Source organism: Citrobacter sp. Cpo012, from assembly GCF_030333015.1.
Lineage (GTDB): Bacteria > Pseudomonadota > Gammaproteobacteria > Enterobacterales > Enterobacteriaceae > Citrobacter > Citrobacter portucalensis.
Genome location: NZ_JAOWGR010000043.1, coordinates 449,764 through 468,597, shown reverse-complemented (window position 1 = coordinate 468,597; position 18,834 = coordinate 449,764). Strand labels below are relative to the sequence as shown.

General features: G+C 51.4%; 9 protein-coding genes. 7 read left to right on the top strand and 2 right to left on the bottom strand.

The genetic code is table 11. The annotated features are described in order from the left end of the window. Positions 1-10: 10 nt before the first annotated feature. Positions 11-3,154, top strand: a complete 3,144-nt coding sequence (locus OGX90_RS22025) for a CusA/CzcA family heavy metal efflux RND transporter (protein WP_241176332.1) — start codon at positions 11-13, stop codon at positions 3,152-3,154. A gap of 52 nt (positions 3,155-3,206) precedes the next feature. Here the strand turns inward: OGX90_RS22025 and rclR are convergent, their stop codons facing one another. Then, complete coding sequence (gene rclR, locus OGX90_RS22020; RefSeq protein WP_191226291.1) at positions 3,207-4,061, bottom strand: reactive chlorine-specific transcriptional regulator RclR; 855 nt, start codon at positions 4,059-4,061, stop codon at positions 3,207-3,209. A 237-nt stretch (positions 4,062-4,298) separates the two neighbouring features. Between rclR and rclA the strand changes: the two genes are divergently transcribed. The 6 genes from rclA (at position 4,299) to OGX90_RS21990 (ending at position 9,334) form a co-directional block, all read left to right on the top strand. Then, positions 4,299-5,624 (top strand): reactive chlorine resistance oxidoreductase RclA, encoded by a 1,326-nt coding sequence (gene rclA, locus OGX90_RS22015; RefSeq protein ID WP_137377131.1) that lies wholly within the window; start codon positions 4,299-4,301, stop codon positions 5,622-5,624. A gap of 171 nt (positions 5,625-5,795) precedes the next feature. Further along, positions 5,796-6,026, top strand: a complete 231-nt coding sequence (gene rclB / locus OGX90_RS22010) for a reactive chlorine resistance periplasmic protein RclB (protein WP_048216347.1) — start codon at positions 5,796-5,798, stop codon at positions 6,024-6,026. A gap of 11 nt (positions 6,027-6,037) precedes the next feature. Beyond that, positions 6,038-6,598, top strand: coding sequence for a reactive chlorine resistance membrane protein RclC (gene rclC, locus OGX90_RS22005; RefSeq protein ID WP_008784029.1), 561 nt, complete (start codon positions 6,038-6,040; stop codon positions 6,596-6,598). Between the two features lie 569 nt (positions 6,599-7,167). Further along, entirely contained in the window at positions 7,168-7,863 is a 696-nt protein-coding gene (locus OGX90_RS22000; protein ID WP_008784030.1) for a flagellar brake protein, read from the top strand. Positions 7,864-7,884: 21 nt separating this feature from the next. Further along, a complete protein-coding gene (locus OGX90_RS21995; RefSeq protein WP_003831148.1) occupies positions 7,885-8,466 on the top strand; it encodes a helix-turn-helix transcriptional regulator in 582 nt (193 codons plus the stop codon). Between the two features lie 100 nt (positions 8,467-8,566). Further along, positions 8,567-9,334, top strand: coding sequence for a putative bifunctional diguanylate cyclase/phosphodiesterase (locus OGX90_RS21990; RefSeq protein ID WP_286624689.1), 768 nt, complete (start codon positions 8,567-8,569; stop codon positions 9,332-9,334). A 144-nt stretch (positions 9,335-9,478) separates the two neighbouring features. On the opposite strand, the gene OGX90_RS21985 is transcribed toward OGX90_RS21990, so the two are convergent. After that, on the bottom strand, positions 9,479-18,823 hold the full coding sequence (locus OGX90_RS21985) for an autotransporter outer membrane beta-barrel domain-containing protein (protein WP_286624687.1): 9,345 nt from the start codon (positions 18,821-18,823) through the stop codon (positions 9,479-9,481). Positions 18,824-18,834: the final 11 nt, after the last annotated feature.

Below are 18,834 nucleotides of genomic sequence, written 5' to 3'. Positions count from 1 at the left end.
GACATGATAAATGATTGAATGGATTATCCGTCGTTCGGTGGCAAACCGTTTTCTGGTGATGATGGGGGCGCTGTTTCTTAGCGTCTGGGGAACCTGGACCATCATCAATACGCCGGTTGATGCGCTGCCCGATCTCTCTGATGTTCAGGTGATCGTCAAAACCAGTTATCCGGGGCAGGCACCGCAAATTGTTGAAAATCAGGTGACCTACCCGCTGACCACCACCATGCTGTCGGTACCGGGTGCGAAAACCGTGCGCGGTTTCTCGCAGTTTGGTGATTCCTACGTGTACGTCATTTTCGAAGATGGTACCGATCCTTACTGGGCGCGCTCGCGCGTACTGGAGTATCTCAACCAGGTTCAGGGAAAATTACCGGCTGGCGTTAGCGCGGAAATGGGACCGGACGCCACGGGCGTCGGCTGGATATTTGAGTACGCGCTGGTGGATCGCAGTGGGAAACATGATCTGGCGGAATTACGCTCTCTTCAGGACTGGTTTTTAAAGTATGAGTTAAAAACGATTCCTAACGTGGCGGAGGTCGCTTCGGTAGGCGGCGTGGTTAAACAGTATCAGGTCGTTATCGATCCGATGAAGCTGACGCAATATGGCATCAGCCTGGCGGACGTGAAATCGGCGCTGGATACGTCGAATCAGGAAGCGGGCGGCTCATCTGTTGAGATGGCTGAAGCGGAATATATGGTCCGCGCCAGTGGATATCTGCAAACGCTCGATGATTTCAATAACATCGTCCTGAAAACAGGGGCCGACGGTGTACCTGTTTACCTGCGCGATGTGGCGCGCGTACAGATTGGACCGGAAATGCGCCGTGGGATCGCCGAACTGAATGGCGAAGGCGAAGTCGCGGGCGGGGTGGTTATCCTGCGTTCCGGTAAAAATGCGCGTGAGGTGATCTCTGCCGTTAAAGCCAAACTCGACACGCTGAAAAGCAGCCTGCCGGAAGGCGTAGAGGTAGTTACAACATACGATCGCAGTCAGCTCATCGATCGCGCCATTGATAACCTCAGCTACAAGCTGCTGGAAGAGTTTATCGTCGTGGCGCTGGTGTGCGCACTGTTCCTGTGGCATCTGCGTTCGGCGCTGGTGGCGATTATTTCCCTGCCGCTGGGGCTGTGTATCGCGTTTATCGTGATGCATTTCCAGGGGTTGAACGCCAACATCATGTCGCTAGGGGGAATTGCCATTGCCGTCGGGGCGATGGTTGATGCCGCAATCGTGATGATTGAAAACGCCCATAAGCGGCTGGAAGAGTGGGGGCATCAGCATCCGAATGAAAAGCTCGATAACGCAACGCGCTGGAAGGTTATTACTGACGCCTCGGTAGAAGTCGGCCCGGCGTTGTTCATCAGCCTGTTGATCATCACGTTGTCGTTTATCCCCATTTTCACGCTTGAGGGGCAAGAGGGGCGACTGTTCGGCCCGCTGGCGTTCACCAAAACGTATGCCATGGCAGGCGCGGCATTTCTGGCGATTGTGGTTATTCCTATCCTGATGGGATTCTGGGTCCGTGGAAAAATACCGGCCGAAAGTAGCAACCCGCTTAACCGTTTTCTGATCCGTATTTACCATCCGTTGTTGCTGAAGGTGTTGCACTGGCCCAAGACCACCATTCTGGTGGCGGTGCTTTCAATACTGACGGTTGTCTACCCGCTGAATAAAGTCGGTGGTGAATTCCTGCCGCAGATTAACGAAGGCGATCTGCTGTATATGCCTTCGACATTGCCGGGGATCTCAGCGGCGCAGGCAGCGGACATGCTGCAAAAAACCGACAAGCTGATCATGACCGTTCCGGAGGTGGCGCGCGTGTTTGGTAAAACCGGTAAGGCAGAAACCGCAACAGACTCCGCGCCGCTGGAAATGGTTGAAACGACGATCCAACTGAAGCCGCAGGACCAGTGGCGTCCGGGGATGACGATGGACAAAATCATCGCCGAGCTGGACAAAACCGTACGCTTGCCGGGGCTGGCGAATCTGTGGGTTCCGCCGATTCGTAACCGTATCGACATGCTCTCTACGGGGATCAAAAGCCCAATTGGCATTAAGGTGTCGGGTAATGTTCTGGCAGATATCGACGCCACGGCGGAGCAAATTGAAGAGGTGGCCAGAACCGTGCCGGGTGTCTCTTCGGCGCTGGCCGAGCGTCTGGTGGGCGGACGCTATCTCAACGTAGATATTAATCGTGAAAAAGCAGCCCGGTACGGCATGACCGTAGGTGCTGTGCAGCTGTTTGTGACCTCAGCAGTAGGAGGGGCAATGGTGGGCGAAACGGTGGAAGGGATTGCACGCTATCCTATCAACCTGCGCTATGCGCAGAGCTATCGTGATAGCCCGGAAGCATTGCGTAATCTACCGATTCTGACGCCCATGAAACAGCAAATTACGCTGGCGGATGTCGCCAATGTGACGGTGGTTTCGGGGCCTTCGATGCTGAAAACCGAAGATGCGCGACCAACCAGTTGGATTTACATCGACGCCCGAGATCGTGACATGGTCTCAGTGGTGAACGATCTGAAAAAGGCTATTGCTGAAAAGGTCCAGTTAAAGCCTGGGACCAGCGTGGCGTTTTCAGGGCAATTCGAGCTGCTTGAGCGCGCCAGCCATAAGCTCAAGTTGATGGTGCCAATGACGCTGATGATTATCTTCGTCTTGCTTTATCTGGCCTTCCGTCGCTTTGGCGAAGCGCTGCTGATTATCACCAGTGTGCCTTTTGCGCTGGTGGGCGGCATCTGGTTCCTTTACTGGATGGGTTTCCATATGTCGGTCGCAACCGGAACCGGATTTATCGCCCTGGCAGGTGTTGCTGCGGAGTTTGGCGTGGTGATGCTGATGTACTTGCGCCACGCTATTGAAGCCGAACCCGCGCTGGAAAATCCGCAAACCTTTACGGCGGATAAGCTGGATGAAGCGTTATATCACGGTGCCGTGCTGCGCGTGCGGCCAAAAGCGATGACCGTGGCGGTGATTATCGCGGGTCTGTTACCTATCTTGTGGGGGACGGGAGCTGGCTCAGAAGTCATGAGCCGCATCGCAGCGCCGATGATTGGCGGTATGATCACCGCACCATTGCTGTCGCTATTCATTATTCCGGCTGCGTATAAGCTGATGTGGCTGCACAGACACCGCGGTCAAAAATAATGCTCTAAAGCGCGCGCCTGCATTCGGATTTGTTGCCGAAGCAGGCGCCGCGTTATACCTCCAGTGCCTTCACGCGTTTGCGGTACTCACCCGGCGTGCAGCCAAATTCCCTTAAAAAGACTTTATGGAATGACGATTCGCTGGCGTAGCCCACCGACTCGGCCACCACAACCAATGGCTGCGACCCGCGAGACAGCATCTGGGCAGCGAATTGCAGGCGTAATGTGGTTAATACTGCGAGCGGCGTGGAGTTTGAGACTTCACGAAATAGCTGCGCGAAGCTGGCCCGCGACATATGCGCACGTTTCGCCAATTCTTCGACGGTCCAGGCAAATGCCGGTGACTCCAGCATCATGAAGACGACAGCCCCTAGTTTGGGATGAAGCAGTAGATTCAACACGTTTTGAACGGGGGTCGCCTTGGTTAACCATTCGCGAACGGCTAAGGCGAACAGTGTGGCGCATTGTTGACTGCAGACTACACTGGAACCTGGCAGAGAACTCATGGATTCCTGTTGCATCAACGCAATCATGGCCTTGAGCCATTGGCTGACAGGGCTATTTTCATCAGGTGCCAGAACCAATACTTCCGGTAACGCAGTTAAAAAATAGCGTGAGGAAGCGTGCAATCGAAGGCTGCCACAAACAATGTGTGTTTGTTCATCGCCAGACTGGCAGAGCCGATGTGCGGAGTTTTGCGGCAGGATCACGATAGTACCGGGCCGCAGAGTAAAAGATGTTCCATCGGGCATGTCCAGTTGGGCTGCCCCTTGTGTGACCGTATGCCAGCGGATAATGGACAATTCACCTGCTGCGTGCGGCAGTTGCCAGTCCCTGCTCAGTAGGCAGTTTTTGTCAATTGAGCCTTGTGGGTCGTTAAGCATCAGTAATCGGCTAAGGGCATCCATGGAGACTCCTGAACATTTTTTGTTGTCGTTTGTTGAAACGATATTATCTCTTTATTTCATTATTATATTAATACCTTCAAAGTGTTAGTGTAATAATTCATTCTCGAAATGTTAGTCATCTTTAAGGCTAATTTAGACGATCTGACAGTTATCTGCGAGTTGTGGATACATTGTTCTGGCAGAGTTAGACCTATACTTCATTTCATTAAACGAACAGTGACTTGGCGGAGAGACAGCATGAATCAGTATCAGGCGATTATTATTGGATTTGGCAAAGCGGGTAAAACGCTGGCGGCAACACTGGCCAAAACGGGTTGGCGGGTAGCGATTATTGAACAGTCAAACACCATGTATGGCGGGACATGCATCAACATCGGCTGTATCCCAACCAAAACCCTGGTACATGATGCTGAACTTCAGCATGACTTTGCCGAAGCAATGCAACGCAAGGCCTCTGTTGTCAGTTTTCTGCGCGATAAAAATTTCCATAATCTTGCCGATCTGGAAAACGTGGATGTGATTGAAGGTCGTGCTGAATTCGTTGATAACCATACTGTGCGAGTCGTGCAGTCAACAGGCGAGATTGAGCTGAGCGGCGAGAAAATCTTTATTAATACTGGCGCCCAGTCAACGATTCCAAACGTTGAGGGATTAACCACGACACCTGGCGTATTTGACAGCACCGGGCTGTTGAATTTGACGCAACGTCCAGAGCGTCTGGGCATTTTGGGCGGTGGGTATATCGGCGTTGAATTTGCATCGATGTTTGCCAACTTTGGTAGCAAAGTCACTATTTATGAAGCAGCTCCGCAGTTTTTGCCTCGTGAAGACCGGGATATTGCTGACGCTATCGCCAACATTTTACGCGACAAAGGCGTCGAGCTGATCCTCAATGCCAACGTGCAGTCGGTCTCCTCTCATGATGGTGCAGTACAGCTGCACATGCCGGAGGGTGCCCAGACGGTGGATGCGCTGTTGGTAGCATCAGGTCGCAAACCGGCGACAGAAAACCTGCAATTGCAGAAAGCGGGTGTGGATGTAAACGATCGTGGTGCCATTGTTGTGAATAAATATTTGCGTACATCGGCAGATAACATTTGGGCAATGGGCGATGTCACTGGTGGATTACAATTTACCTATATCTCACTGGATGACTTCCGTATTGTGCGTGACAACCTGCTAGGCGAGGGGTTACGTAACACGGGCGATCGCCAAAACGTACCGTATTCCGTCTTTATGACGCCGCCGCTTTCCCGCGTCGGAATGACTGAAGAACAGGCTCGCGCCAGCGGTGCGGCGGTGCAAGTCGTGACGTTGCCGGTAGCGGCTATCCCGCGTGCACGTGTGATGAATGATACGCGTGGTGTTCTTAAAGCGGTGGTGGATAGCGAAACGAAACAAATATTAGGCGTGTCGCTGCTGTGCGTGGATTCTCATGAAATGATTAATATCATCAAGACGGTTATGGATGCGGGGTTACCTTATACCACATTGCGTGACCAGATATTTACCCATCCAAGTATGAGCGAATCATTAAACGATCTCTTTTCTCTCATAAAATGATAATAGCGTAGTCTGCATATTTGCCCCACCCGTGTGGGGCTTTTTTTTATTTGTTTTTATATTCCTGATACTAATTGACAGTTATTCTGGCGTTACGGATGAAATAAAATAAAGTGACATGTTTTATTATATTCCCACTGAAATAACTCGTTAATGGAAATAGAAATGAACATGCTTAAAACTACGTTACTAATGACTGCGTTACTGACTGCTCCGGTGACATTTTCCGCGTTAGCGCAAACCGAGGTTGCCCACGTTAGCGTATCAGCCGTGTCTGGCTCTCCTTCCGTGGTGGAAGATGCCATTGCGAAACTGGCGCAGGAAAAGAATGCGACTTCCTGGAAAATTACCTCAATGCGCATTGATAGCAGCACTCACGCAACGGCAATTTTGTACAAGTGAGGAGAGCCGGGATGGAAAAGTATCTTCGTATATTGGGCAAAGGCGATAGAGTTGGATTAACCTTGATTCGCCTGAGTATCGCGATTGTTTTTATCTGGATTGGTTTATTAAAATTTGTACCTTACGAAGCCGACAGCATTACGCCGTTTGTCGCCAATAGTCCGGTAATGTCATTTTTTTATGAGCATCCAGAAGAATACAAACAACATTTAACCCACGAAGGTGAATTCAAACCACAGGCTCGTGAATGGCAGACAGCGAATAACACGTATACGTTCTCAAATGGCCTGGGCGTAGTCGAAGTTCTTATCGCTTTGCTGGTGCTGGCTAATCCTGTTAGCCGTTGGTTGGGATTAATTGGCGGCGTTCTGGCATTTGCCACACCAATTGTTACCTTATCATTTTTAATAACCACTCCAGAAGCATGGGTAATGCCGCTGGGTGATTTACACCACGGATTTCCGTACTTGTCAGGCGCTGGGCGGTTGGTGTTAAAAGATACGTTAATGTTGGCGGGAGCAGTGATGATTATCGCAGATTCATCCCGATCAATAATTAAGCAGCGGTATTGAATTTTTAACGTTGTGCCCTCTGTAAGATAGCAAGCCACTATAGTTCGATTCGGTACTTACCGGGCCAGCAGGATGCTGGCTTTTTTTCTGACTTAAGGTAAATTTATTAAGCATATATAAATTGCAATTATTCAATTTAGAAGCATAACGAGTCAGGGCTATATTTTAGTTAATGATAGAGTGCAGTAAACATCTTCTCTTATCCCCCGCGATAGCACGCCAACCCGCATGTTGCGTAACCCCTCCATCATGATTGCTTTATTTTTTTCTGTACAATTCTTGCTATTTGTTATCTCAAAACCTCATTTTAAAAATTTTGTTATTCGCTTTTGTTATAGCCAGTACGCAAGTTCGCGTGGTTTTAGGCCTGGCTTGAGCTAGAATTAATCCTGATTAAATGTTTTTACGTATCAATAACTGACTAAAGATAGTTAAAAACTTAATTTTTAACCAACTGTTTGACATGGAATCCACTATGGTAATTAAGCACCAGGGGTGGATGCTGATCTCGCGTTTTGTGAGTAACCAAAGGCGGGACATATCTTAAATATGGAAATAAGGGTTTTAGAATGAGCTTTGGCTTAGCAAAGGAAGACAAGTTTGAAATCATCGCTATCCTTCGTGAAGAGCTTCATAAGAAAACGAAACTGGAAATCCTGTGTGGAGACAGTAGCGTTATCACGCAGTTAGAGAAGATTGATTTCGAACGGTTTGTCATCTCCGGACACGGAGACATTGTTCCTGAAAAGGTCCAATACTTTATCCTGCACAGTGAAAGCGGGATTGTAAAATTTAGTGCCAGGTTCGAACAAACCTCGTCAGCAGGTGCGGAAGCAGGATTATCCTACTTCATCCCGGATATGATTTTCTTTGCCCAGCAGAGACAAAATCAGCGTTTTTCATTCCTGAAGGGTTATGACTTTTTCTGTTTTGGTCGTTACAAAAATGGAGAAAACTACTCTCTCAAGATTAAAAATATCTCGCAGGGTGGTTGTGCGTTAATCGTTAAAGATGTAAACGCCCGTTTTCTTTATAAAGATGCGGTGATTAAAAATGCATCTCTGGATTTCGATACCTTTGGCAGTTTACAACTGGACTTAAAAGTGATCGATGTCGTCCCGATCAATGAATTTGATGAGGATAACCAGTTGTATTCCTGTCATCAGATCTCATGTGAGTTCGACTTTAAAAATCGTCGTGAAGAGACTGAAGTCGAGAAAATCATTATTAAATTTTTAATGAGTAACAAGATTAGAAGCTTATAAGGAACGGTGAACAGGATGTTGATGTGTGGCAGTGATAATTTTGTGGGCAATGGTATGTTTGCCTACCTGACCAGCAAACATGTACCGATACAAACATTCCAGTTTGAGGATATGTTGCATCAGTCATCATTATGCCAGCATCAAACCATGGTTTTTAATATCATTGATAATGAACAAGCGTGTTCAGACATTGTTCAGTTTTTGAATAAAAACCGATTCAAATTTTATAATAACGTCGTGGTGATTGTTGCTGATAGTTTGGTGGCGAAATTATGCGTAGAGTTATTATATGTCGAAAAAACAATAGTTTTGACTGAAAAATCTTCACTGCGCGATTTTGGTCAATTGGCGAAATTATCAGTCGGGAAATGGAACCCCCGACTGTATCGTTCGCAGAAGAGATTAACCGAAAGAGAACAGCAGATCCTGAACTTACTGGTAAGTGGTTATACAGCCAAAGAAATTTCTGAGTTAGTTAGCCTGAACTATAAAACGATTCAGGCACATAAGATGAGAGTCGTCGCCAAACTTGGCCTGACCAATACCTCTGATTTAAATAAGTTAATTGTCAGATTTACCCATCGTATGTCTTTTTTACCCTAACCTGACCATTCTTTTCTGATGTAATACACCTAATAGTAGATACAATTTGGGAGTGATTTTGACTGGTTTTTAATTTTATGATTTGTAGAGGGAGAGGGGAATGTTTAATTCCAATGAGGTGCTAACTGCGCTTGAAAAGGCTTTGAATACCAGTCAACTTTATATGGTTTATCAGCCTATTTTCAATTTGCATGCCCAGCGTATAAGCGGATTTGAAGCATTAATGCGTTGGAATAGTCCTCAGATGGGTATGATCTCTCCCGATGTTTTTATTGCCTTACTGGAAGATAGCGGCAATATTATTTCCATTGAAGATATGGTTACTCACTCTCCGTGGGATGTTGCAACTTCCTGGCCTGACCCCATTGTATTATCCGTCAATATTTCCGCGCTTGAATTCTGCGATCCTCTGCTACCCCAACGCGTCAGACAAAATCTTGCCACTTCCGGACTGCCGGTCCATCGATGCCAAATAGAGGTCACGGAAACGTCACCGCTGTGTGACAGCCAGATTGCGGCTAAAAATATGACGGAATTAAAGGCGATAGGGGTCAAGCTTGCACTTGATGATTTTGGAACCGGCCATGCTAATCTTAATTACCTGTTGAAATATCCTTTTGACACTTTAAAAATTGATAAGGAATTTGTCACCGGTATTGAGCCCGACACCCGATCAACAAAGATTGTTGAGGGTATTATTTCACTGGCGCATAATTTTGGCATTGAAGTTCTTGCCGAAGGGGTGGAAACCCAGTCCCAACTGGAGCGGTTGATGCAGATTGGTTGTGACAAAATTCAAGGCTTTTTCATTTCTCCCCCGGTGCTGGCAGAAGAGATCCCTTCACTCTTAGCACAATATAATCGTTAATCCCTCCTTTTCACGTTTCCCAACCCCTTGGTTGTTCCGCGTAGCTGTTAAGTCTGTAGGCCTGATAAGCGTAGCGCATCAGGCGGCTTTGAACGGCAAAAAAAAGCCCCCTGCAGAACAGGGGGCTGGTGAGTTTATGTCAGCTTAGAACGATTTCTTAAAGCCGATAGAGGCATTGACCGGCGCTTCTACCTGCGATTTACTGCCGCCGTTGCTGAATTGCGTACCCAGCTCACCGTAGACCTGCAGGTTTCTATCGATGGACCATGACAGGCCGGCTGCAACTTCAGTGCTGGAGTACTGCTGTGAAGATTCCAGCGTGGTGGTGGCTACCGCATTGGTGAAGTGCGTTTTGTCTTTTGAACCCAGACCCTGCCAGACGTTTACCCTGCCATACGGCTGGAATTTGCCATGGTTGGTGTCATAGTCAGCGACCAGACGCACGCCCAGACGCGCGGTAAAGGAATCCGCAGTATCCATTTTCACTTTCGTTGGGGTCACACCATCCAGCGTGCTGTTATCAAAGTCGCTGTACTGGTAGATCAACTGAGCCTGAGGTTCCAGACTCCATGCGCTGGCACCTAAACGGAACGATTTACCTACCTCTGTCGACGCCGTCAGCGTGTTGCCTCTGACCGTATACGAGCCGTTGTTACCGGTCGCCTCCAGGCGGGATTTATGGTTACCGTACTGCAGGACGTTATCAACATACATACCGTCACCCGAGAACCAGGTAGCATATCCGCCGACGTAAAATGCGTTGTCGTCGATGTTACCGCCTTTGCCATCGCTGCCTGTCTTCGTGCCTTTCACGTTGCTGTCGATATCAAGGATGCTGGTATACATCCCGGCTTTCCAGCTTTCGTTAGCATACATATCAACGCCGACTTGAATGCCCATGGTATGGGAGCTGGTTTGTGTACCGGCCGCGTCATCCAGTTTGGTTTTACCGGAGTAGCCAATCATTCTTGCCCACGCGCGATTGTCTTCATCAATGCCCGGTTTAACCTCGTCACCCATACGTTGGTGCATGTTACCCAACAGGCTAAGATCACCCTGACGTACGACGCTGGCGAGGCCAGAATACAGCATGGTTTCTGGACGGTATTCACTTCTCAGATACCAGTTTTCACCCTGGCCCTGAGCATTACCCGCATGCAGTTGGTACTCAAACGCACCTGCAGCCATACGATCGGCGGCAAGATGGAAGGCATCCCGCGACGTTTGTGCGGTGGTGGTTGCGCCATTGAGCGCTGTCACCACTTCGATACCATCCCCAATGGTCGGCGCGCCGAGACCAGAACCATCGACATCCAGCAGCGTGCTACCGCTGGCTTTACCGCCATCGATAATCAGACGGTCGGCAATGCCTGAGCCGCTACCATTCTGGATAGCCGCCATGTTGATAGTCCCTTTTTCGCCGGTGTAATCCCCTTTGACGGTTAAGGTTGTGCCAGTCTGCTGACCGATGAGCGAGACATCGCCACCGTTGCTCAGGCCCGCTACCGTTTGGTTGTAACCCTGAGTGTTCAACGTGGTGTCTGCGACCACATAGTGGTGCGATGCGCTACTCAGGGTGTTGGCATTACCCGCTTGCAACACGCCGTTGGCGATCAACGTCGCGCCGCTGTAGCTGTTTTCACCTTGCAGCTCGGTAATGCCGCTACCGGTCTGATGCAACTGGCCTTTACCACTGATATTGCCGGTCAGCGCCAGGGTATCGCCACGATTGACGTTGAGTACGCCGTTATCAACGACATCCCCCTGAATGCTGCCGATATCACCGCCGTTACCCAGCTGTAAAACGCCTTGTTCGATGGTGGTGCCACCGGTGTAGGTGTTATCCAGCGTCAGGGTGAGGGAGCCTTTACCGGTTTTGGTCAGTTGACCGTTACCTTCGACTTCAGTCAGCAGAGAAACGTCATGCCCGTTGGTGTCGAATGTCCCGCCGCCGGATTCCAGCGTCACCTGACGGGCAGTATCAAACGCTTCGCCATACTTCAGCGTACCGCCATTAAAGGTAATTCCCGTATCTGCCGCACCCAGGTTGGTATCGCCCGCTACCTGCAGCGTCCCGGAGGTGATGGTCGTTCCGCCGCTGTAGGTGTTGTCGCCCGTGAGGATTAGGGTACCGAGATCGCCTTTATTCAGGCCGCCGGTACCGCGGATAACGCTGTCGATAGTCGCGGTGTAGTTGGCGCCCTCTACTGTGCCATCGCCAACGCGAATCAGGGTGTTGGCCGTATTGGTGGTAATGGCTTCGCCACCCACGCGATAACCATCGGTGGCGAACTGCGCGCCGCTGATGATGACGTCGCCTTTGCTGTTATCGACGGTCACGTTGCCTGCTTCACCCTGGAAGACGGCAAACGCGGCATCGGTAAACGGTGCGTTCAGCGCGCCTTCCGGCGTTGATTCATCGGTAGTCCAGTTGTCGTTACCCTGGCTGGATTGCCAGATACCGTCGCCGCCGTTGATGACGCCGTTGTTTTTCAGCTCGCCATTCTCACCGCCGGTGCCGTCCCAGAAGCGCAGCGTTAGTCCTGCGTGGTTGACCAGGTTGACCTGATTTTTCACCGATGTCTGCACGTACAGGCTGTCAGCCGCTTCCGGCGCGTTAGCAATATCCATCACATTGTTGGTCAATGTGCCGGTGTAGTTGATGACGCGATAGACGCCGACATCAAAGCTGCCGCCCGGTGAGGTTTCAATGTTGAGCTTACCGTCGAGCGTCAGATCGCCATTTACGTCAATCAAGTCGTTGAAAGCACCGCCCGGGGTGTAAGCCTGACCAAACTGATAATCCAGCTGTGCGTTATCACTGAGCGTCAGCGAACCGGTAGTCAGTTTACCCACGCTGTTGATGGCCGCACCTGCGGTAATATGCGCGTCGTCCAGTACATCAACCGCGCCGCCAATAATCCCGTTTCCGCCAAGCGTTGCCCCGGATTTCACCGTCACCTGGCCGGTAGCCGCAGACTGATTACCGTTGACCAGCAGCACGCCTTCATTGACGTCCGTGGTGCCGGTGTAAGTATTGTCGCCGGTCAGCGTTAACGTACCGTCACCGATTTTCACCAGGCTGCCGTCGTTGCCGCTGATAATGCCGCTGATGGTGTCATCAAGATGCAGATTACCCAGCGACAGCTCTTTATTGCCCAGTTCGACATTACCTGCGCCGGACAACGAGCCGATCGATGTTGCGCTGTCGACTGCGCTGATATCGATCTTACCGCCCGCCAGGTTTTTAACGACGGTATTTTCTGCCATCGCCTGGTCAGCAAAGGTCATCAGTCCGCTGTTGTTCACGGTGGCATTACCGCCGCTGGCGTCTTCTTCCAGCGCCAGAGTACTGTCTTTTGACACGTTAACCGTCGCGTTGCCCGCGGTGGCGTTGTTGGTTAACACCGCTTTCGCCGTGCCCGTCAGGTTCAGCATTGCGCTCGCTGCGGTGACGTTATCTGCCAACGTTAACAGGCTGTCGGCGATGTTCATAGTCAGGGATTTCAGGCTGGTATCTGTCCCGCTGACATTGAGCGTCGCGCCCTTATTGACGTTCACTGTGCTGCTTTCGTTACTGCCAAAGGCTCCGGTTTTGCTGACGTTGACCGTCACGTTGTTGGCGTTTCCGGTACCGGCAATTTCTGTGTCGCCTTTGTAGCTGTTTGCGCGGTCGAGCGACAAGGTGCTGCCCGCATCGCTAGAGCTGCTGGTGACTTTCAGTTTACCGTCGCCGGTAATCTCACCAGTTGGCGTGAAGTGATGCGAATTGAGATCGAACACCGCTGCGTTCTCATTCGCTCCCAGCTCGATGGTGCGATTGCTGGTCAGGTCCGCGCCCAGTTGCAGCGTTGAACCGTTATTGATTGCCAGGTCAGTTCCGCTCTGGCCGAGATTGCTGTCGGAGGAGATCTGCAACGTGCCACCATCAATGCGCGTGCCGCCGCGATACTCGTTGTCACCGCTGAGAATCAGACGGCCAAGGTCGGTTTTCACCAGCGTCAGCTTATCAGCAGTACTGGCTTCGCGGATAACAGACTCAATGGTCGCGGTATAGTTTTGCCCCGCGCCACCGGCGCCAACGCGCAGCAGCAGTTCGCCAGTTCCCGGCGTCTGGCCTGCGTGGGTCGCGTTTTCCGTGGTGGCATACGCGTTAAGCGCATCGCCTTTAACGACATAGCCATCGGCATCAAACTGTGCCCCGGAGAAGTTAACTTCTCCCGCGGCGTTGTCCACGGTAACTGTACCGCCTTTGGTGGTGAAGACGGCGAAGGACTTCTGTGCCCAAGGGGCGTTACCTTCACCGGTTGCGGTGGTCCAGTTGTTATCACCCTGGCTGCCGATTGCCATCCATTTGCCATCGCCACCGTCAATTTTGCTGTCGCCTTCAATGCCCGACGCGCCGTGGCTCTGATTGACGGTTGCGCCGTCCCAGAACTGCAGGGTAACGCCGTTGGCGTTCACCAGGTTGACCTGTTTGTCGATGGAGGTCTGGACAAAAATATTGCTCTTATCCTGACTGTCCGGTATTGCGCCTAATTCCAGCGTCTGGTTATCCAGCGTGCCGCCGTAGTTATAGATACGGTACACGCCCGGTCCGAAGTTACCGCCCTGTGAAGTGGTGACATCCAGAGTCCCGTCCAGTTGCAGATCGCCCGCGACGTTAATCAGATCGTTTAGCGCGCCGCCTGGCGTATAGGCCTGACCCAGTTCGAAAGCGGAAGTCGTTTTGCTACCAAGCTGCAGATTACCGTTAATGGATAACGTACCCGCACCACCGTCACCGGCACTGAGGGTCGTGGCATCGTTCATCAGCACGTTGCCGCCGATAGTGCCATTACCGCCAAGTGTGGACGTGCCGCTAACGGTGGTGGCACCGCGCGCCGCGCTTTGATCGCCATTCACCAGCAGCGTGCCGTTGGTAACGGTGGTGTCGCCGGTATAGGTGTTGTTGCCGTTCAGACGGGTAATGCCGCCGCCGATTTGCTGTAGCGCGCCAATACCGGAGATCACGCCGTTGAGCCAAACTTTATCAGCTCGATTAACGATGAGTACGCCGTCATCGAGAATATTCGACACGGCGCTGACTTCGCCTGTATTTCCGCCGTCACCCAACTGCAGCGTACCGGTTTGAGCGATAGTGGTAGAGCCGGTGTAGGTATTGTTAGCGGTGAAGATCGTGGTACCGCCCGCCGCACGTTCGAACTTCCCGTCACCGCTGATGATACCGCGATAAATTTGCGCCGCTGAAGCATTACCCTGGGTATCGAAGATAACCCGGCTGCCTGTGCCCTGGGTCGTAACATTGTAATCGCCAATGCTTGCGGCAGTACTGGTCGGCTCGACGTGGTCGCCGGTGCTCAGGGTTGCGCCATTGTTTACGGCAATGGTTTTGCTTGCCAGCGTCAGGTTTTCTACGACCCGGACATCTGCGTTTGAGCCGCTGATGGTCAGCGAATCCCAGCCGGTGCCGATGTTGGTGCCAGTGGTCAGGTTGTCGCTAGCCAGCGTACCAATCTTCGCACCTTTTGTATCGGTGAAGGTGAGGGCGTTGCCGCTACCTGCTTCAGTAGTGATGTGGCGTGTTTTATCCAGCGTCACATTGCCGATGTTGGCTTTATTGTTACCGCCAGTACCGGCGAAATTCACTTCACCCGCATAGGAGCCACTACGCCAGTTAAAGATGTCCGCACCTTCGCCGGTATTGATTACGCCGCTGGTTACACCGCCGCTGATATCAATGGTGTCATTGCCTTTGCCGGACTGAATGGCCACGGCCGTGTCGTTGATGGCCTGCAGGGTTCCCGTGTTGGTAATGGTTTTACTGCTGTCGCCGCTGGCGTCAATAACCGGTGAGGTGGTGCTGGCAGAGATAATCTTGCCGCTGTTGGTCAAGGCGCTGACGTTTTTCGCGATGATCGCCGAACCGCCTGCGTCGTTATGCACGTTAATGTCGGCATTGGTGGTGACATTACCGTTGGTATTAGCGCGGATACCGCTGCCTTCGCTGTTCAGCACCTCAATGGTGTAGCCTTTGCCGATGGTCAGATCGCCCGATACCGAGCTGCCATCGCGTTTTTCAAAGGCAAAGCCGGTACCTTTCCCGTTGACGTTGAGGATATTTCCAGCGCTGTCTTTATCGGTCATGGTCAACGCCACGCTGGTGCGGATGCCTGCGCCATCGTTGGAGTTTATGGTGACGTTTCGTAACAGGATATTGTTATTGTTAGCATCGTTTTGAATGCCAGCACCGTCACCCTTTGCACTGATCTCCACATTTTGCGCGGACAGAGCGCCAGCGCCTTCGGCCAGACGAATACCGTCAGCGGTGCCATCGGTAGTAATACTGTCGCCAGAAATACCGTTAATCAGCAGGCTGGCTCCTTGGGTGAGCAGAACCCCGGCAGTACCATCATCAACCTGAACTTTGCCCAGTGTATTGATCTGTGCGCTGGCACCTGAAGCCCTAACACCGATGCCGTTGCTGACATGCAGGGCGCTGGAGGAGTTATTGGTTAAGCTCCCGCCTTTTTGAACATCAACGCCGATGCTGTCGACGCTGGCCAGATCAATAATCGAGTTGGTATCCAGGATCAGGTTGCCCTGATTCCTCGCCACATAGGCGATAACCTCATTGCCGCTAGCTTCAGAGGTAATCTTCGCGTTGGAGGTGAGGGTGGTGCTAGTAGGATTACCCTGCGTGTCACCATTCAACTGGTGAGCCTGACCATCCACAACCCCGGCAACGGTTCTTTCGCCGGTTAAATTGATGGTCGTTTTATCGCTGATAGTTCCTTTCGCGCCGCCTTCGATAACCAGCGCCGCTGAGTCGCTACCCTTAACGGTAAACGTAGCTTCACCGGTATCTACGCTACTGCCAGCGCCGGTGGCGAGAACGCCCACGGAATTCTTACCGCTGAGGGTAAGATCAAGGTTGGAGCCAGCCTGACCATTCGGCGGCGTGGTATTCCCGGCCAGCAATGCGCCATTGGCGATACGGAAAATGGTGGTGCGATCCTGACCATTGTCATTCATCACCGCCTGACCAATGTTGGCGGTAGCGCCTTTACCAAACAGGTAATAACCAATCTGATCGGTGCTGTTAAATGTCGGGCTACTCAGACTGTCAACGTTAGCGATGGCGTTATCACGTACGTGCACACCGATGTTACCGGCTTTATCCAGCGTAATGTTGGAGTAGACGTTGACCACAGCCTGGCCGTTAGCGCCGCCTTCTGCCCAGATAGCGTAGTTACGGTTACCGACACCGCCTTCACCGTCCACCACGATAGAGCCTGAAGCGCTGGTGGTGACTTCGGCATTTTTGTTATTGGCGCTAACGTGGATCCCCACGTTGTTGGTGCCATTTACGTTAATCTTGCCGTCGTTGCGGATTTCCTGATTATTTTCCGCGCCGCTGTCGCGTACGGAGATGCCGTAGTTCTTACTGCTGCCCCCGCCAGAACCTCCATTGATCACGATATTGCCGGTATTGAGGACGTTGCCCGTGGCATTCCCGACCAGAATCCCCGCGGCGTTGCGTATGCCGGTTCCCAGCGTGATCAGACCGTTGTTAATCACCTCTTTGGCACTCTTGGTCATGATCCCGGCGCTCAGACTAGAGCCGCCAGCCATCGTGACATCTTTAGACGGATCGCTTGCGTCGCGACCAAGATAAATTGAGGCATCCTGAGCGTTAGTGAAAGTGGCATTCCCGGCGACTTCTACGCCATAAGCGGTGCCTTTGGCAAAGGATGCACCGTTTTTGCGCCCGTCCACGACGTTGATATCGCCGTTGTTGACGCCTTGCGATTCGTCAGACAGTTGCATGCCAATAGCCAGCGTCAGCGAAGAATCTGGCTCATCCTTACTCCAGGGATCTGCTGCCGACGCGGTACCAAAGTTATCGGTGGTGATCGCCTGGTTAATGGTGCCGTTGTTTGCTATCTGGCTGGCGCCTTGCCCCTGCATGCCAAATGCGCCATAGCTGTTGACGTTTTGGTTGCCGTCTTTGTCGATAAACAGCCCGGAGTTGATGATCCCGTTGTTGGTTGCCGTCGCGTCTTTTGCCAGCATGCCAATCGCCAGACTCTGCCCGGTAGACGTGCGTAATGCGTTCAGCTCGCCAAGGTTAGTGATAACCCCGCCATTAAGGGATTTCATGACACCGTTAATACTGCCGTCAACGGCAATAATCGCATCTTTGTTCAGGGTGCCGGAGGTGCCTGCACCGTTGGCGTAAATAGCATGCAGCTCACCGCGGCCAGCGGTCGCGTTATTGCTATGCGACAAGCCGTCGGTCCAGACGTCGTAATCCCAGGTAAGCACGTCTGAAGACTTGCTGGAGTTGATCAAGCCATCAATCAGCTCCGCGTATTTTGTCTGCGCGGCGGTGACGGTTGTGATATCACCGTTTTCAACATCCAGCCACAACTGCAGTTGACTGACCTTTTGCCCTTCAGGGTTTTCTGCTGCGTCGCTGCTTTTACCCAACAGCCAGTCGTTAAAATCGGCCAGCTCCTGCGTGCTGGTAATGTTAAATGTGCGCGTACCCGTTTCGACTACTTTACCGTCTGCATCATAGCCGTAGGACATGAGTGTTACATCATCGCCAAACACGGAGGTTTGCGCTGAACCGGCGAACGTTTTTTCAGGGATAACTGGGGCGGCGTTAAATTTTATATAGTTATCGGATTGCCAGTTAACCTGGCTACCTGCGTCCTGAGCCTCCAGCAAGGAGGAGTCTTTAGCCAGCAACTCGATAGTATTGGCTTTGTCACGGACATTGAGCGTGTCGTTGCCAATATCCAGATTGGCTATGGAGCCATTTGTCGCCAGCGCGATGCCAAATTGTTTATAGATTTTAGACAACGTTGGATCGTAGGTGTTTAATACCGAATCGCCGATCTGTGATTCGGTAAGAAAGCTACTTAACTCCTGGGTATCAAAGACTTTAATTGATGCTGGCTCACCAGGAAATGCCGGGTCGTTAATAGAGAATTCTGTGCTCTGTGAAGGCGTCGACGACCGGTTGTACGTGAGGTATTCCGCCAGCTCTTCAGCATTAGTAATCGTTTTTACGCTCTGGTCAGGGCTGGTGGCCTTAAGAGTGATTTTGCCGGTTTGCAGCAGCTCTCTGATGGTCGTTGATTCAACAACGCCACTTTGACCCGGACTGATCGTTGGGATCGCACCGCTGATATTGAGCGCCTGACCAGCAGTGATATCTTTATATAAGAATCCGTAGTCGTGGATACCCGCATAATCCCCAACGGAAATACCTGCCTGGTAGTCGGTGAAAATATTGTGATCACCGATATCGATAATCGGATCAGCGGAAACCTGCATTGAAGCAGCGCTTAATGCACCCGCTGCTAATACCGCAACCGTTTTACGCGAGCTGCTTTTTTTCTTTCCTTTGGTTAATTCAGAAACGACCACCCAGATACCGAGCGCCGCGTTCCAAATAATGCTGTAAACTTTGTTCATATATAACCCTC

Bases quoted from the DNA above. Each gene is read 5' to 3' on its own strand.
- OGX90_RS22025 (WP_241176332.1), top strand. From the start codon at position 11: ATGATTGAATGGATTATCCGTCGTTCGGTGGCAAACCGTTTTCTGGTG.
- rclR (WP_191226291.1), bottom strand. From the start codon at position 4,061: ATGGATGCCCTTAGCCGATTACTGATGCTTAACGACCCACAAGGCTCA.
- rclA (WP_137377131.1), top strand. From the start codon at position 4,299: ATGAATCAGTATCAGGCGATTATTATTGGATTTGGCAAAGCGGGTAAA.
- rclB (WP_048216347.1), top strand. From the start codon at position 5,796: ATGCTTAAAACTACGTTACTAATGACTGCGTTACTGACTGCTCCGGTG.
- rclC (WP_008784029.1), top strand. From the start codon at position 6,038: ATGGAAAAGTATCTTCGTATATTGGGCAAAGGCGATAGAGTTGGATTA.
- OGX90_RS22000 (WP_008784030.1), top strand. From the start codon at position 7,168: ATGAGCTTTGGCTTAGCAAAGGAAGACAAGTTTGAAATCATCGCTATC.
- OGX90_RS21995 (WP_003831148.1), top strand. From the start codon at position 7,885: ATGTGTGGCAGTGATAATTTTGTGGGCAATGGTATGTTTGCCTACCTG.
- OGX90_RS21990 (WP_286624689.1), top strand. From the start codon at position 8,567: ATGTTTAATTCCAATGAGGTGCTAACTGCGCTTGAAAAGGCTTTGAAT.
- OGX90_RS21985 (WP_286624687.1), bottom strand. From the start codon at position 18,823: ATGAACAAAGTTTACAGCATTATTTGGAACGCGGCGCTCGGTATCTGG.